10 protein-coding genes are annotated in these 17,530 nt (G+C 29.1%); 7 read left to right on the forward strand and 3 right to left on the reverse strand.

Going from position 1 to position 17,530, the window contains the following annotated elements:
• Nucleotides 1-29 precede the first annotated feature (29 nt).
• From htpG to PHEL85_RS04845, 5 genes are all read left to right on the forward strand, one after another.
• A complete protein-coding gene (gene htpG / locus PHEL85_RS04830; RefSeq protein WP_036821776.1) occupies nucleotides 30-1,934 on the forward strand; it encodes a molecular chaperone HtpG in 1,905 nt (634 codons plus the stop codon).
• A gap of 90 nt (nucleotides 1,935-2,024) precedes the next feature.
• Nucleotides 2,025-2,390 (forward strand): hypothetical protein, encoded by a 366-nt coding sequence (locus PHEL85_RS04835; protein WP_036821779.1) that lies wholly within the window; start codon nucleotides 2,025-2,027, stop codon nucleotides 2,388-2,390.
• A gap of 73 nt (nucleotides 2,391-2,463) precedes the next feature.
• Nucleotides 2,464-2,640 carry a hypothetical protein gene (locus PHEL85_RS17925; RefSeq protein WP_200882313.1) on the forward strand — a complete coding sequence of 59 codons (177 nt, stop codon included), beginning with the start codon at nucleotides 2,464-2,466 and terminating at the stop codon, nucleotides 2,638-2,640.
• A gap of 135 nt (nucleotides 2,641-2,775) precedes the next feature.
• On the forward strand, nucleotides 2,776-3,285 hold the full coding sequence (locus tag PHEL85_RS04840; protein WP_036821782.1) for a DUF3124 domain-containing protein: 510 nt from the start codon (nucleotides 2,776-2,778) through the stop codon (nucleotides 3,283-3,285).
• Nucleotides 3,286-3,384: 99 nt separating this feature from the next.
• Nucleotides 3,385-4,287, forward strand: a complete 903-nt coding sequence (locus PHEL85_RS04845) for a neutral zinc metallopeptidase (protein WP_036821784.1) — start codon at nucleotides 3,385-3,387, stop codon at nucleotides 4,285-4,287.
• A 75-nt stretch (nucleotides 4,288-4,362) separates the two neighbouring features.
• On the opposite strand, the gene PHEL85_RS04850 is transcribed toward PHEL85_RS04845, so the two are convergent.
• The 3 genes from PHEL85_RS04850 to PHEL85_RS04860 form a co-directional block, all read right to left on the reverse strand.
• Entirely contained in the window at nucleotides 4,363-5,097 is a 735-nt protein-coding gene (locus PHEL85_RS04850; protein ID WP_036821787.1) for a DUF6263 family protein, read from the reverse strand.
• A 134-nt stretch (nucleotides 5,098-5,231) separates the two neighbouring features.
• Nucleotides 5,232-13,259 (reverse strand): fibronectin type III domain-containing protein, encoded by an 8,028-nt coding sequence (locus PHEL85_RS04855; protein ID WP_036821790.1) that lies wholly within the window; start codon nucleotides 13,257-13,259, stop codon nucleotides 5,232-5,234.
• A 57-nt stretch (nucleotides 13,260-13,316) separates the two neighbouring features.
• Entirely contained in the window at nucleotides 13,317-14,639 is a 1,323-nt protein-coding gene (locus tag PHEL85_RS04860) for a dihydrolipoamide acetyltransferase family protein (RefSeq protein ID WP_036821793.1), read from the reverse strand.
• A gap of 607 nt (nucleotides 14,640-15,246) precedes the next feature.
• Between PHEL85_RS04860 and PHEL85_RS04865 the strand changes: the two genes are divergently transcribed.
• Together PHEL85_RS04865 and PHEL85_RS04870 are read left to right on the forward strand one after the other, a co-directional pair.
• Nucleotides 15,247-15,819 (forward strand): YceI family protein, encoded by a 573-nt coding sequence (locus PHEL85_RS04865; protein WP_052108450.1) that lies wholly within the window; start codon nucleotides 15,247-15,249, stop codon nucleotides 15,817-15,819.
• Between the two features lie 21 nt (nucleotides 15,820-15,840).
• Nucleotides 15,841-17,178 carry a hypothetical protein gene (locus PHEL85_RS04870; protein ID WP_036821797.1) on the forward strand — a complete coding sequence of 446 codons (1,338 nt, stop codon included), beginning with the start codon at nucleotides 15,841-15,843 and terminating at the stop codon, nucleotides 17,176-17,178.
• The last annotated feature ends 352 nt before the right edge of the window (nucleotides 17,179-17,530 follow it).

The raw sequence follows: 17,530 nt of genomic DNA on the forward strand, positions 1-17,530 counted from the left end.
ACATCAATAAAAAACAAAATAAACATAAAATGGCAAAAGGAAATATTAATGTATCGGTAGAGAATATTTTTCCGTTGATTAAAAAATTCTTGTATTCTGATCACGAAATCTTTTTACGTGAGTTGATTTCTAACGGAACAGATGCAACTTCTAAATTAAAACACCTTATTTCTATTGGTGAAGCAAAAACTGAATTAGGTGATACTAAAATGGAAGTAAGCATTGATAAAGATGCAAAAACAATTACAATTAAAGATCAAGGTTTAGGAATGACTGCAGATGAAGTTGAAAAATACATCAACCAAATTGCATTTTCTGGAGCTGAAGAATTTTTAGATAAATACAAAGACAATGAAGCAGGAATTATTGGTCATTTTGGACTAGGTTTTTACTCCGCTTTTATGGTTGCAGATAAAGTAGAAATTAAAACAAAATCTTTTAAAGATGCTCCTGCTGCTCATTGGACTTGTGATGGTTCTCCTGAATATACTTTAGTAGAAACTGATAAATCTGACAGAGGAACAGAAATTATTTTACACGTTGCAGAAGATTCTTTAGAGTTTTTAGAAGAAAGTAAAATTGAAGGTTTATTAAACAAATACAATCGTTTTAACCAAGTGCCAATTAAATTTGGAACGAAAGAAATTAACGATCCTGAGTTTACACCAAAAACTACAAAAGATAAAGACGGTAAAGAAACTACAGAGCCTCATAAACAAATTACGGTTGATAAAATTATCAACAATACAGAACCTGCTTGGACAAAAGCACCTGCAGATTTAAACGATGAAGATTATGATAATTTCTACAGAGAATTGTATCCAATGCAATTTGAAGAGTCTTTATTCCACATTCATTTAAATGTAGATTATCCTTTTAACTTAACAGGAATTTTATTCTTCCCTAAGTTATCTCAAAACATGGACATGCAAAAGGATAAAATCCAATTGTACCAAAACCAAGTTTTTGTAACGGATAATGTTGAAGGAATTGTACCAGACTTTTTACAAATGCTAAAAGGTGTTATCGATTCTCCAGACATTCCTTTAAACGTTTCTCGTTCTGGATTACAAGCAGATGGAGCTGTAAAGAAAATTTCTGGTTACATTACTAAAAAAGTAGCAGACAAATTAACTTCTTTATTCAAAAAAGACAGACCAGATTTTGAAAAAAAATGGAATGACATTAAAGTAATTATTGAATATGGAATGTTGTCTGAAGATAAATTCTTCGATAAAGCGAAAAAATTTGCTCTATACCCAACAGTTGCAGATACTTACTATACGTTTGATGAATTAATTGAAAAAACAAAAGATTCTCAGACAGATAAAGATGGAAATCATGTTATTTTATATGCTGCACATAAAGAAGGACAACATAGTTATATTCAAGAAGCAACTGCAAAAGGATATGAAGTATTGTTATTAGATTCTCCTATTATTTCGCATTTAATGCAGAAATTAGAAGGTGCTGGTGAAAAAATTAAATTTACCAGAGTTGATGCAGATCATATTGATAATTTAATTAAGAAAGACGATAATGTAATTTCTAAATTATCTGATGAAGAAAAAGAGACTTTAAAGCTTATTATTGAAGCTGCTGTTCCTTCTAAAACATATACAGTTCAATTAGAAGCTATGGATTCTGCTTCTTCACCGTTTATAATTACAGTTCCAGAATTTATGCGTAGAATGAAAGAAATGCAAGCTTCTGGTGGTGGTGGAATGATGGGAATGGGTAATTTTCCTGACATGTACAATTTAGTGGTAAACACAAATAGCCCGTTAGTTTCTGAAATTTTAAATACAAAAACAGAAAAGAAACAAAAACGTTTAATTTCTCAAGCTTTTGATTTAGCAAAATTATCTCAAAACCTTTTACATGGAGAAGAGTTAACAAACTTTATTAAACGTTCTTACGAGCTGATAAAATAGTGGTAATACCACACATAAGTTTTAAACCTCTTTGTGAAAACAGAGAGGTTTATTTTTAAAAATATTTATATAAACAGATTCAAAATCAAAATGCAACTAAAACATTTTTTTGTTTTTCTCTTAGTATTCCTTCTATCAGTTGCAGAATCTAATTTCTATGCTCAAAATCATACTTCTAATTATTTTGAGTCTTCTAAAATAATTCAGCATAAAAAATTTAATTCTAAAAACACTAAACATATTGTTTTTAGAAAGCATTTATTATCTAGTGATTTTTTTCTGGCTTTATTCTTTCAAAATATTTATTTAAAAAGTGCTTTTGAAAACAAAATTCAGAGTATTATAAAACTACAAAAGCAATTGTACCAAAAGATTGCTTTAAAAAATGATCAACATATTTTCTTAATCAATAAAGTTACTTCTAGTAATTCAATTTCACCTTTATATATAGCTTAAAATATCTTTTTTAGGCAAATGCTGAAAAGCATCCGATGATAAAATTAATGTCTCACCATTTATCATTATTAACATGTATAAAAAGAAAAAATATTTAGTTAAAACTAAACAGTTATTACTTTGGTTAAAAAGAAAAACACTACTAATAATCACTGCATTTATGTTGGGTTTTTCTAACTCTATAAACGAAGAAGATACATCTACTTTTGGCAATCATTATCATATAGAACAACAAGATAAAAGGGATTAAAAGTTATTTATTAAAAATCTTTAAAAGATAAAACCTCTCTGTTAATTTAGTGAGGTTTTTTGATTTTATAAATAAAAACAAGTAAATTCGTTAAAACCTTTTAAAAGGATAATAATCTTATTTTAAAAAACTAAAATGAAAAAATACATACTGCTTTTACTACTTAGTCTTTTAATATTAAGTTGTAATGAAAAAAAAGAAGTTAGTTCTATAAATGCAAAAAATTGGACAAAAAGATTTGTAAATATAAATACGATAGATTCTCTAGAATATGGAAAATCTTATCTTTCTATTTACTCAGAAATTTACAGTGTTTCAGAACATAAAAGGCATAACCTAACAGCAATGGTTAGTTTGAGAAATACAAGTGATTCTGACACTATTTATATACTAAAAGCAGAGTATTATGACACTCATGGTAAATCAGTGCGTACTTATTTTAAGAAACCTATTTATTTAGCACCACTAGAAACCACAGAAATTATAATAGACGAAGTTGATACTGAAGGAGGAACTGGTTCTAATTTTATTTTCGAATGGAAAATCCCAAAAAACTGTCCAGAGCCTTTGTTTGAAGGAATTATGAATTCTACAAAAGGCCAACAAGGTTTATCTTTTTCTACCCAATCAAAAAGAATTAAATAGAAATTAATCGTAAAATTTTGTATTTGATATATTCTTTAAAATTGAATTTTATCAACTAAAAAATAAATAGTAGATTTATCTTTTTTAAATATAAAATTTATGAAGTGGAAAGGAAATAGAAAAAGCGCAAATGTTGATGATCGAAGAGGCGCGTCTTCTGGTAGAAGTTCTGGAGGAATGTTAAGTGGGGGAATGCTAAAACTTTTAATTCCTTTACTTTTAAAATTAGTAACCTCTAAAAAAGGGTTAATTATTGTAGGTATAGTTTTGGCTGTAATGTATTTTACAGGCAATAACCCTTTAAATTTTATAACAGGTAATACCAATAATCAAATAGAATCTTCTACTAATTACAAAGGAACTGCTAAAGAAAATGAATTGGCAGATTTTAGTGCTACTATTTTAGCAAATACAGAAGATATTTGGAACCAAATAATACCAAACTACAGAGAACCTACTTTAGTTATTTTCTCTGGGTCTGTAAATTCTGCTTGTGGAAGCGCATCAAGTTCAACAGGACCTTTTTACTGTCCTGGTGATGAAAAACTATACATCGATTTAAGTTTTTTTCAAGAAATGGAGAGAAAATTAAATGCTCCTGGAGATTTTGCACAAGCCTATGTAATTGCTCATGAAGTTGGGCATCACATCCAAAATCTTACTGGTATTAACAGAAAAGTACAACAACTTAGAGGTAGGGTTAGTAAAACTGAGTACAATAGATATTCTGTAATGCTAGAGTTACAAGCAGATTTTTATGCAGGTGTTTGGGCGCATCACTCTCAAAGAATTAACAAAATGATGGAACATGGTGATTTGGAAGAAGCTCTAAATGCAGCACATGCAATTGGTGATGATCGTATACAAAAAAACTCTACAGGAAGAGTTGTACCAGATTCTTTTACACACGGAACTTCTGCTCAAAGAATGCGTTGGTTTAAAAAAGGGTTTGATACAGGTGATGTTAATCAAGGAGATACTTTTAACGCGAGATCATTATAATTTACGCTATAATTTAATTTTAAATAAAAAAGCTTCAGATTTCTCTGAAGCTTTTTATTGTTTAAAGCAATAAGATTACTTTTTAGCCATTGTCATGGTTACCTTAGATTTTAAATCTTGCCCACTAACAGACATATCCATATTTATTTGAGAGTTTGCAGGAATTCCAGATTGTGTTTCAATTTCCATATTTCCAGTTATTTTACCAGTTGCCATCCCAGAAACTTCTCCAGTTAAATCAACAATTATATTTTCTTTTGAAATAGATTTCACTGTATATATAAAATCCATTTTCATTCCTTTTTCATTCTTAGTCATCATCCAAGTACTACCAACTTTTATAGCCTCTTTAGGATAAACAACATTACTAGATTGCTTTGCTATATCCTCCATTCCAGGAACATTAGGTTCTGCTTTAGCTTCAATAATTTCGCCCAAATTATTTCCCTTTGCAAAAATTACAGCTTTTAACATTGGTCCCATTTGAGTTTTCATCATTTTACCAGCTTCATCTAACTCATCATCACTTTTAGAAGAGTCAAAGCTCATTATTTGTCCTCCTTGTAACATGTCCATTGTCATTTTAGTAAATTTCATTTCACTATCATAAGTATCTTCATTTACATCTAAAACTTTTATATCCATATTAATAGCCATTCCCATAGACATCATAGTTCCCATTTCTTGAGATATTTTCATAGAAACATCATAAGTTACTCCTTTTTCATAATTCAATCTAAGTAATACTGAATCTTGGGCTACACTTAAGTTTGCAGAAATTACTAAAAATAAGATTAACAATTTTTTCATTCTTTTTTATTTTAATTTATAGTTAACGAATATAGTATTTTGTAATAAAAAAACTAAAAATATTTATTCATTTTCCAAGATTCTATTTTTTATATTTCAATAAAACATTCTTCTTAGAAGAATATAATTATCTTTTAGTTTCTCTCCTTAACAATACTAAACGTTTGTACTTTATCTTTAGAAAAAGCTTTCACCATATAAGTTCCAATTGAAAAGGAAGAGAAATTCACATCAATTTTAGACTTATTTTCTTTCGGCTCTATTCTAAAAACTTTTTGACCAAGAGTATTAAAAATTTCAATTAATGTAATTTGATCCGCTGTTTCAATTGTTAATCTATTCTTTACTGGATTTGGATAGTATTTTAAATTATATAAATTATTTGATTCTATATTTAATGCTGACAATTCGTTTACTTTCACATCATCTAATAAAATATCGTTTAAATAAGCATCTCCAGGACTATTTTCTTGTATTTCAAATTCAACTTGAATTTTACTAGTTAAATTTAAATTACTTAAATCGACTAAATAAACTTTCCAACCGTCTGTGGATTCCTGTACTGTATTTAATTCTAAACTTACACCATCATCATTATTAACAATCACTTTAAAAGTATTATAGGTTTCATTTTGAGTATTTACACTAAATAATGAAAACTCCAACCCAGGGTTAGATAAACTAGAAATGTCTATCCACGGTGTTCTTAGTTTACTAATTTGATTTTCTCCATTAGGGTAAGAACCATCTATCCATGCATAATTGGTGTTTCCGCTTGATGAATGATCTCCAGCAGAAGAAGCATCATAACTTGCATTTATATTAAAATTCCAAGATTCACTTCCTATTTCTGTCCAACAATTCGGAGTTGAAAAAGCTGTGAAATTTTCATAAAAAGGTGCTGTTACTATACTACAAATTGTTGTAAAATCATAAGGTCCAATCCATTCACTATCATCTTCATCTACAGAATTTCCACAAACTGCTCTTATATAATATTGATAAGCCGTTTCAGAAGTTAAATTATTTAATACATAAGGATTATTTGCTGTATTTACTCTTTGCCCATTTCCTAAATTAAAACTTGGTGAACCGTATTCAATTTGCCATTTACTTTCTATACCTCCTTTATCCCATTGAATAGTTACTTCGTTGGCACCTATATTTGAAACAATAGGGTTTGTAGGTTTGGGGCAAGTTAGAGAAATACAATTAACTTCTGCATCCCAACCTCTACCAGTAGAAGAACCATCTGATGTAAAATGAAAAGTTAAACTACCTGTAGCATGAGTAGATGTAAACATACCTGGTAAATTATTTCCAGAAAAACTACCTAAAAACGGTGAATTAACATCTGGTCCATCATAAACAGACAATCTATCACAACAACTTTCTAAATCAAAGTCTAAAAAGTTAACTTCTACATAATCTCCAGAAATAGGAGAAATAACTGTTACTTCATTTTCATAATTACTATAATATTGATGCTCTCCACCAGAATCATAAAAGTGATCCCCTTTACAATAATTAGTTGTAGTTTTTACTTGAATTGGTCCTACCCAATTGCTATCATCATCTCCTGGACTACTACCACAAATAGATCTTAAATAAATATCATAATTGGTCTGAGAATCTAAATTAGAGACTGTATAAGAACTATCATCAATGATTTTTTTAGTTCCATTACCAAGAGTGTAACCAACTTCACCATATTCGATTTCCCAAGTAGTTTCATCACCTTTAACAGTCCAACTTAAATCTATAGAATTGTCAGTAATATTTTGTGCTTCAAGATTTGAAGGACTCGGACAAGTTGGCATTTCGAAAACGCTAATATCATCTATATCAATTTCACTATCATATGTATTCTCTCCAGAAATTGCTCTAAACTTTATTTGAATAATACCTGTAAAGGCACTTAAATTTACTAATTGTTCTTCCCAAGAATCTCTAGAGTTTGTTTGTTGTTGCCCATTAATTACCAAAACATCTTCCGTCCAAACACCATTGTTAAAAACATCTACATGTAAACTACCAACATTTTGTCCGTACATAAAAGAATAAAAATCTAATGCTGGTACTGATAATGGAGTAATATCAATAAAAGGTGATATTAATTCTGTTTCTTCTTCTAAAGTAGAGTAATTATATGAAAAAGTTGCAAAATATCTATAACCACTTTTTGCTTGGTAAGGACCTGTGGTATTTTCATAATTTTGACTATAAGAAGAAGCCCAAAAATAAGTGGAGTAAGCTTCTGGTGTAAAAGTCCAACAATCATCTATAACTGTAGAATATTGTTGTTCTACATCATAAAAATAAGGTGCACTAAAAATACCACAAGGTGTTTCTATTGTAATTGGACCAACCCAATTACTATCATCTTCATTTGGATTATCACCACAAACTGCTCTTAGATAGATGTCATAACTTGTTTCTGAATTTAATCCTGAAAGAGTGTAAGGATTTTCTGTTGCTATTACTTTTGTACCAGTTCCTGGTGAATATCCTACTTGCCCATATTCTATTTGCCAAGTAGTTTCATCATTACCTGAAGTCCAATTTAATTCAGCAGATTGATACGTTATATTAGAAACCTCAAAATTTGTAGGATTTAAACAAGTTGGCATTTCAATAACACTAATGTCATCTATATCTATTTCATTTAAACTATTTCCTCCTGAAATAGCTCTAAATTTAATTTGAATTACTTCTTCAAAGTTATTTAAGTCTATTAATTGTTGTTCCCAAAGATCTCTTGAATTATCTTGTTGTTGACCATTAATAACTAATACATCTTCTGTCCAAACACCATTATTTAAAATATCTACATGTAAGCTCCCTATATTTTCTCCATGCATAAAGGTGTAAAAATCTAACACAGGGTCGTTTAATGAAGAAATATCTATCATTGGTGATATTAATTCTGTAACATCCCCTACAATTGAATAATTATAAGGATAAGTTGCAAAATATCTATAACCACTTTTTGCTTTATAAGGGCCTGTTGTGTTTTCGTTGTAATTATTTGAAAAAGAAGCCCAAAAATAAGTAGAATAAGACTCTGGTGTAAAAGTCCAACAATCATCTATAACTGTAGAATATTGTTGTTCTACATCATAAAAATAAGGTGCACTAAAAATACCACAAGGTGTTTCTATTGTAATTGGACCAACCCAATTACTATCATCTTCATTTGGATTATCACCACAAACTGCTCTTAGATAGATGTCATAACTTGTTTCTGAATTTAATCCTGAAAGAGTGTAAGGGTTTTCTGTTGCTATTACTTTTGTGCCATTTCCTGGTGTATATCCTACTTGCCCATATTCTATTTGCCAAGTAGTTTCATTATCACCTGAAACCCAATTTAATTCTGCAGATTCATACGTTATATTAGAAACCTCAAAATTTCTAGGATTTAAACAAGTTGGCATTTCAATAATGCTAATATCATCAATATCTATTTCATTTAAACCATTTCCTCCTGAAATAGCTCTAAATTTAATTTGAATTACTTCTTCAAAGTTATTTAAGTCTATTAATTGTTGTTCCCAAAGATCTCTTGAATTATCTTGTTGTTGACCATTAATAACTAAAACATCCTCAGTCCAAACACCATTATTTAAAATATCCACATGTAAGCTCCCTATATTTTCTCCATGCATAAAGGTGTAAAAATCTAACACAGGATTGCTTAAGGAGCCAATGTTAATTTGAGGAGAAGTTAACTCAGTGATATCTCCATAAGTTGAAGAATAATAAGGATAAGCTGCAAAATATCTAAAACCGCTTTTTGCTTGATAAGGACCAGTTGTATTCTCATAGTTTTGATTATAAAAAGAAGTCCAAAAATAATTAGTATTATAAGGCTCTGGGGTTGAAGTCCAACAATCACCCACTGCTTCAGGATGTTCTTCTTCTACATCATAAAAATAAGGTGCAGTAAATATTCCACAAGGTGTTTCTATAGAAATTGGCCCCACCCAATTACTATCATCTTCTCCTGAATTCTCTCCACAAATTGATTTCACATAAATATCATATTTTGTAATTGGTGTTAAACCAGATAATAAATATGGATTTGCATTTGCGTTTTGTATAATTCCATTTCCTAGAGTAAAACCAACTTCTCCATATTCTATTTCCCATTTAGTTTCACTTCCATTTGCTATCCAACTTAATTCAACCGAATTTGATTTTATATTTGTAGCTTCTAACTCTGTTAGGTTTGGACAAGTGGGTCTTTCTATAACACTTATATCATCAATATCTATTTCTGTTAAACTGTTACCTCCTGCAATTGCTCTAAATCGTATTTGAATCGTATTTTCAAAACCATTTAAATCTACTATATTTTCTCTCCAAAAATCTTTTGAGCTTTCCTGTTGCGTTCCTTCTAAAACAAAAACATCTTCTACCCAAATACCATTATTATATATATCTACATGCAAACTACCTACATTAACTCCATGCATAAATGTGTAAAAATCTAATACAGGATCATTTAAAGTTGCAATATTTATTGTTGGTGAAATTAACTCTGTAACATCACCTATTGTAGTTCCATAATAAGAATAGGTTCCAAAATAATTAGTACCACTTTTTGCTTTATAAGGACCTGTTGTGGTTTCATAAAAATTGCTATTAAAAATATTCCAAAAATAATTTGTTGAATAAACTTCGGGATTAATTGTCCAACAATTTTCATTATTTTGAGAATTCTGTTGTTCTACATCGTAAAAATATGGTGCATTAAAAACTCCACATGGAGTTTCTATATATATTGGAGTTGTCCAAAAACTATCATCTTCTCCTGGATTTGATTCACAAACCGAGCGTAAATAAATATTATAACTTGTTAATGGGTTTAAGCCCTCTAGTTTAAAAGGTTTTTCTGAAGTAGATACAATAATACCGTTACCTTGAGTAAAACCAGCTTCTCCATACTCAATTTCCCAAACAGTTTCGCTTCCATTTACATTCCAATTTAAGTCTACAGAAGTTGCTTCAATATTTGTTGCAATTAAGTTTACTGGTGCTGGACAAGTTATTGTAATACAAGATACTTCTGCTTCCCAACCACTTTTTACCTCACTACTATTGGATAAAAAATAAAAATATAAGTTATTGCCATAAGTAGATCTAAGTATAGGTGGTAAATTATTTCCAGAATAAGAACCTATATATGTTTCATTTACCCCTTGACCATCAAAAACATATAAATAGTCATCATAACCTAAATCAAAACTTAAAAAAGTTACTTCAACAATATCCGCATTATTTGCAGAAACTACAGTAGTGGTATATTCATTATTTTGATAATCCTCATCTACTCCTCCAGAATCATAAAAACGGTCTCCGTTGCAAAAATCTGCCAGTGTAGAAAAAGTTAGAGGACCAACCCATAAACTAGAATCAGACTCATTACATGATGATTTTAAATAAACATCATATTTTGTAGAAGATTTTAAATTATTAGCAGTGAAATTTCTTGAAGAAACCACTTCTCCTGATCCTGAAGGTGTTGTTCCATGAACTACAACTTCTACTTCCCATAAACTAGCACTACCATCTTCTACCCATTTTATATCTGCTGATGTAGTAGTAAGGTTATTTACACTTAATCTCTTAGGCTCCAAGCATAAGGTTGTAAAATTAAATATATCTGAAAAAACACTTTCTATACAAGAATTTATTCCTTTTACTCTCCAAAAATAATCTGTACTATATTGTAAATTAAGAGAAGAGTAGCTGTTTTTTTCAATAGTTGCAGCATCTACTATAGTATTAAAAGAATCATCTGTAGCTATTTCTATAAAGTAATTTTCAGCATTATCATCCTTATTCCAATCTAAAACCACCTCTTTTTCTATGTTACTCTGATTTTCAGCAGGAAAACTAAGTAAAGGTTTTGGCAGAGTAGCATTATATACGTTTACTTCTAATGCTACTTGCTTAACTATTGTTGTCGAAGTACCTTTAATAATGAATTGGTTTGCTCCTATTGGAAAATTATCCACATTACTTACTAAAACTTCAACCTCAGTGCCATCTATAGAAGCACTAACAGGGTTGAAACTAACTGTTACTCCTGCTGGCATATTTTCTACAGAAAAACTAGTTTCTTCATTAAAACCTAAAAGAGATTTATATGTAAAATTATAAGTCGCTGATTCTTGATTACAGACGGTTTGTGAGTTTTCATTAAAACTCATTATAAATACTGAACTTTCAATATTTATATTTGCTGCATTTACTGCATAAAAAATATTGTTAGACGCTTTAACCATCAAACGTCCTTGTGAAGTATTTGTAGTAATCTCTGGTACTATAATATTTTCAGAACCATCATTTGATATGTTAGTAGCAAGTGTATAAGGATATGTATAACCTCCATCTACAGACAAAAAAACATCTACATTATTTGCGTTAACAGGAGAGTTTATTGTGTTAGCAACATCCCAAGTTATTGTTTTACTATCACCAACATTCCAAGTTTCTTCATTATTTTGTGAAGTAACTATAAAAGGTCCAAAACTATCATCTACTGTAACAGTCATTTCATCAGAATTTGTTTTTGCACCAATAAGAGCATTATCTCTAACTGTTAAAACAAAATCTAGTGTTCTGCTCACAGATGGTGTTACTTCCCAGGTGGGAGTTAAATTCCCTGAAAGAACATCACTTAATTGAGGCATGTACCTAATAGGTTCAAGAATAGGAGGTCTAGATCTATATAATGGCCCATAAACCCAAGAAGAATTAGGGAAATTTGATGAATTAGGATTTTCAGGATCATTCTCTTCCCAACAATAAGTTAATATATTATCAGTATCAATATCAGAGCCTCTTCCTTCTAAAATATATGCTGTAGATTTTGGAATAGTAAAATTATTCCCTGCACTCACTTGTGGATCTGTGTTTCCTGTTGCTATTAATTCTGCACATGAACTATCATTTCTAGTCCATTGAAGTACATCTCTAATGTCTACATAATTAAAATAATCATCAGGAGTTTCTTGTACATTTGGAGAGCAAATTCCTGCATACCCCATAATTGAACTTCCACTTCCAGGTTCTACTTCTTGTAAACCTGCAGAGCTTCTACAATTAGAACTACTTTGAACATGATATCCTCCAAATTGATGACCAAACTCATGACTAGCTATCAAATTAAAATGGTCAGAATCTGGAGCACTATGTACTGTAAAACCACTTCCTTTATAATCTGTTGTACATACACATGCTATACAACCCGCATTTCCGTAAACACCATTTTCAAAACCAAACATGTGTCCAACATCATAATTTTCATTACCAATTTCAACATCTAAAGTATTTTGTAATTCTTGATTAAAGTTTCCTGTAAATGGATCTGTTGTTGGATTTAAGTAAATTGTAGCATCATTATTTGCAACAAGCTCCATTGTAACTGCAAAATCTCTTTCAAAAATTCCATTAATTCTTGTTAAGGAAGTATTAATTGCAGCTAATACTTTTGTTTTTCTTTCTGTATCATTGGTTTCTGAACCATCTAAAAAGAAATTAGAAAATTCTGCAGTTGTAGCTACTGCTAATCTATATTTTCTTAAAGCACCATCATTTGTTCTTTTAGAGTAATTACTTGATTTTTTTTTTATTTCATCAATAGTTTTACATTCAAATTCAGATTCTGTTTCTATATCACTTCTCAAAAAAGAAATATAACTATTCGTTTTAATATTAGATGGTTTAATTATAATTGTTGAATTTTTATTACTAGAAATAGCAGCATTAAAACCTTGTGAAGGTGAATAACTAAACCTAACAGTAGAGTTTCCTTTTAAACTTCGTCCAACATAAGATTTAATATTTGGGTATTTGGCAGATAATTCTTTACTTAAAACTGAAGCTTCAAAAATTTTAAATTTTACAAAATTTCCATCACCATTTGGTAAAGAAATAATGCTATTAGATTGTTTTTGATTTTCTCTATTCTGTATATTAGAAAGGAGATTTAAAAATGTAGTTTTATTAAATTTAAATTGTCTGAATTTTGTTACATTTTCAGAAATATTACCTTTATAGTTGCTAAAATTTTCTTTTTCTAAAATATCTTGAGAAAAAGAAATTATAGTGCATAACAATAATACTAAAAGTAGGGTGTGTTTTTTTTTCATAGCTTTTTTTCTTAAAACGAATTTAAGAATTTAATATGAAAAAAAAGATTAAAAAAATTAGAAATCTTGGTTCAAATCCCAGGCTTCTAAAATTTCTTTTAATGTTTTAATGAACATTCCTCCTAAAGCACCATTTACAACTCTATGATCATAAGAATGAGAAACAAACATTTTCTGTCTAATTCCTATAAAATCTCCTTCTGATGTTTCTATAACTGCAGGAACCTTTCTAATTGCTCCTAATGCTAAAATGGCAACTTGTGGTTGATTTATAATTGGTGTACCCATTACTGAACCAAAACTACCAACATTAGTTACAGTATAAGTTCCTCCTTGAATTTCATCTGGTTTTAAAGCATTGTTTTTAGACCTTGTCGCTAAATCATTTACAGATTTTGTCATACCAACTAAATTTAATTGATCTGCATTTTTTATTACAGGTACAATTAAATTACCATCAGGTAATGCAGCAGCCATTCCTAAATTAATATTTTTCTTTTTAATGATATTATCACCATCAATAGCAATATTGATTAAAGGATATTTTTTAATGGTAGTTGCAACTGCCTGCATAAAAATTGGTGTAAAAGTCAACTTCTCTCCTTCTCTCTTCAAAAAAGCATCTTTAACTTTATCTCTCCATTTTACAATATTTGTAACATCAATTTCTATAAACGATTGTACGTGAGCAGAAGTTTGAACAGAAGAAACCATGTGCTTAGCAACCAGTTTACCCATTCTACTCATTTCTATAATCTCATCCTCACCATTTACAGAAACAGGTGCAGCTTTAGCTACAACTTTTTCAACTTGTTTAGGCACTTCAGTTTTAACAGGAATCTCAACTGATTTTGGTTGAGAAGATTCCCCTCTATTTTCAAGATAAGATAAAATATCTTCTTTAGTTACTCTATTATCTTTACCAGAACCAGCAATTGTTTCTAACTCATACATAGAAACTCCCTCTGTTTGAGCAATATTTCTAACTAAAGGTGAATAAAATCTAACTGAATCAGAAGTTTTTGCTATTGGATTTGAAACAACCTCAACAGCTTTTTCTATTGTTTTTTCAATTTCTGAAACTTGAGTTTTATCAACAGAACTAGTAATAGCCACTTTTTCCGTTTCAGAGCCTTCTCCTTCAATTTCTATAACAGCAATAGTTTCTCCTACAGCAACAACATCATCTTTTTGAAATAAAACTTCAATCAAGGTTCCTTCAACTTCTGATGGTACTTCAGAATCTACTTTATCTGTAGCTATTTCTACAACAGCTTCATCTAATTCAATGGTGTCTCCAACTTCTTTTAACCAAGAAGTTATCGTTGCTTCTGCAACACTTTCTCCCATTTTTGGTAACTTTAATTCAAATCTTGCCATTTATATCTGATTTTACAGAATGCAAAAATACAAAAATTGGTTGATTCTTCATCAAATTTAGGTGTGAAAATTCACAATAATAAATATTTGTAATTATATTATTCGTATTTTTTAATTAAAATATCACTAAAAAACAATGATTAATTCAATGTATTATACAAAACAATGTAAATAATTTAATTTTAAATAATTAAAAATCTTAATTTACATTTAGTAATAAAACAATTTCGTTTTTACCACTTCAACTTTAATCATTTAATTTTTAAAAACAAATTATCACTTGAAATTTTGAGTAATACTTTATTTACTAAAATCAGCTTTTAAAAAAAATATCATAATAGTCTAAGGTAATATTTAAAAAATTTACTGCCACAAATAACTTATAGAATCTATACTTAGAAATTAATTATCTAATCTTGAAAACAGGTTGTAAAGATTCTCATAAAAATATTACAAGAATCATTTCACCAATCTTAAAATAACATATTAATAAAAAAAATATCTTATTTAAGATTAAAATTATTAAATCATTAAAAAAATTACATGATTAATATCATATTATTAAATTTTAATCTACTATAAATTTGCTATATAAAACAAATAGGTCATGAGAAAAGTTACCAGTTTATTAATAATATTATTAACTACAACAAGTTCATTGCTGTGTCAACAAACTGCTACTAATTTAATTCTAGACATCAAACTACCAAGTAGCGTTTCTGTAAAAGGAACCTCTACACTACATGATTGGGAAAGTAAAGTAGAAAAAACGAATGCAACAATCAACATAAACAACCTTGATGAAGTAGCAATTGAAACTATAGATGTAAAAATTGAAGCAACAAGTTTAAAGAGTGGTAAAAGAACCATGGATAAAATCACTTACAAAGCTTTAAAAGCAGAAGAACATCCATTAATATCATTCATTTTTAAAAAAGGAGAAATAATTTCTGAAAATACAGACTTTATTAACATAACACTCCATGGCGATTTAACTATTGCTGGAGTTACAAAAAATGTATCTGTACTTACAAGAATAAACAAATTAGGAGATACTATTACATTAATAGGGAAATATAAATTAAAAATGACAGACTATGGTATAAAACCACCAACAGCATTACTAGGAACAATAAAAACTGGTGATGAAATAACAATCGAATTCAACCTAAAATTTTAATATAAACTAAATTTAATAATTATGAAGACAACCACAAATATAATTTTAATTGCAATATTAGCTCTATGGGGAGTTAATACAAATGCTCAAAACATTCAATATCTTAGACCAGCAGGATATGATGGATTAAACGTTTTTGAAACTAAAAAATCAAATGATATAGAATTTGAAAAACTATCAGTTAAAATCGGTGCAGATTTTGCTATTCAATTTCAGTCAGTAGATCAATCTAATGATATGGACAATTTAACTGTTATTGGAGGAAATGTTAACTTACCAACAGCCAACTTAAATTTTGATGTACAATTAGCAGATGGTGTAAGAATGCATTTAAGAACTTTTCTTTCTGCTAAACACCACAATGAAACTTGGGTAAAAGGTGGTTATATTCAGATGGATAAACTAGATTTCATAAAAAAAGACTTCTTAAAAAGCATTATGGATGTAACAACACTTAGAGTTGGTGTAGATCAATTAAACTATGGTGATGCTCACTTTAGAAGATCTGACAACGCAATGGCTATTTACAATCCTTTTGTTGGTAATTATTTAATGGATGCTTATACTGTAGAGCCTTTTGTTGAAATTACAATGCAGCCTAAAGACTACTTAATTGTTGCTGGTATTTCTAATGGTTTGTTAAACCCTACTGTTGAAAAAACTATTACTCCTTGGGGAGCTGATAATATTGTTGGTGAAAAAGACCTTAAAGTTACTTTCTATGGTAAATTAGGTATCGATCGAGAAATAAATGAAGCTTTAAGAGTTCGTTTAACAGGTTCTTTTATTAGCGAAAGCGGATATAACAATGGAGATCATTTATATAGTGGAGATCGTGCTGGTTCTAGATATTATAATTTATTTAATTATAACAACAGTGGAGATTTTACTTCTAGTGGAGATTTCTCTGGAAGGTTTACTCCTGGATTTAAAAATAATACTTCATACCAAATTAATCCATTTATTCAATATAAAGGTTTAGAATTCTTTGGAATTTACGAAACAAGTAAAGGAAATAAAGCTGAAGGAAATGAGAAAGGTTCTTTTACACAATTAGGAACTGAATTATTATACAGATTTGGAGAACAAGGTCAATTTTATGTTGCTGGTAGATATAATTCTGTAAAAGGAAATGCAGACTATGCTGCTGGAGGAACTAAACCAAGCGATCAAGAAATCAATAGAACTAATATTGGTGCAGGTTGGTTTATGACAAAAAATATTTTAATGAAAGCAGAATATGTAAAACAATCTTATAATTCTGATGCTACTGCTTGGTCTCCTAATGCTTGGACACCTGCAATTTTATCTGGTGCAGAAATGAATGGAATGGTAATTGAAGCTATTATTTCTTTCTAAGAAACATATATTTTAATTAATTATAAAGAGCAGGAATAATATTCCTGCTCTTTTACTTTATATTATTTAAACATTTTTTTAATTTATTTTGAGACAAAATCGGTATAATACTTTCTATTCAAAAATTAACATCTAAGTTAAAGGATATTTATTTATCGTAAAATAAGCTACCTTATACAAAAAAACAAATAATTATCAATAACGCAACAATATGAAATAATTAAAGATTAAAATTTACATATAAATAACAAAACAACATGATTATTATCATATTATCAAATAATAATCTAATGTAAATTTGTATCATAAAAACAATTATTATATGTAAAAAAATCCCAAAACTATATTTGAA

The organism is Polaribacter sp. Hel1_85 (assembly GCF_000766795.1).
GTDB lineage: Bacteria > Bacteroidota > Bacteroidia > Flavobacteriales > Flavobacteriaceae > Polaribacter.

Coding starts and splice junctions, on each gene's coding strand:
- htpG (WP_036821776.1), top strand. CDS start 30: ATGGCAAAAGGAAATATTAATGTATCGGTAGAGAATATTTTTCCGTTG.
- PHEL85_RS04835 (WP_036821779.1), top strand. CDS start 2,025: ATGCAACTAAAACATTTTTTTGTTTTTCTCTTAGTATTCCTTCTATCA.
- PHEL85_RS17925 (WP_200882313.1), top strand. CDS start 2,464: ATGTATAAAAAGAAAAAATATTTAGTTAAAACTAAACAGTTATTACTT.
- PHEL85_RS04840 (WP_036821782.1), top strand. CDS start 2,776: ATGAAAAAATACATACTGCTTTTACTACTTAGTCTTTTAATATTAAGT.
- PHEL85_RS04845 (WP_036821784.1), top strand. CDS start 3,385: ATGAAGTGGAAAGGAAATAGAAAAAGCGCAAATGTTGATGATCGAAGA.
- PHEL85_RS04850 (WP_036821787.1), bottom strand. CDS start 5,097: ATGAAAAAATTGTTAATCTTATTTTTAGTAATTTCTGCAAACTTAAGT.
- PHEL85_RS04855 (WP_036821790.1), bottom strand. CDS start 13,259: ATGAAAAAAAAACACACCCTACTTTTAGTATTATTGTTATGCACTATA.
- PHEL85_RS04860 (WP_036821793.1), bottom strand. CDS start 14,639: ATGGCAAGATTTGAATTAAAGTTACCAAAAATGGGAGAAAGTGTTGCA.
- PHEL85_RS04865 (WP_052108450.1), top strand. CDS start 15,247: ATGAGAAAAGTTACCAGTTTATTAATAATATTATTAACTACAACAAGT.
- PHEL85_RS04870 (WP_036821797.1), top strand. CDS start 15,841: ATGAAGACAACCACAAATATAATTTTAATTGCAATATTAGCTCTATGG.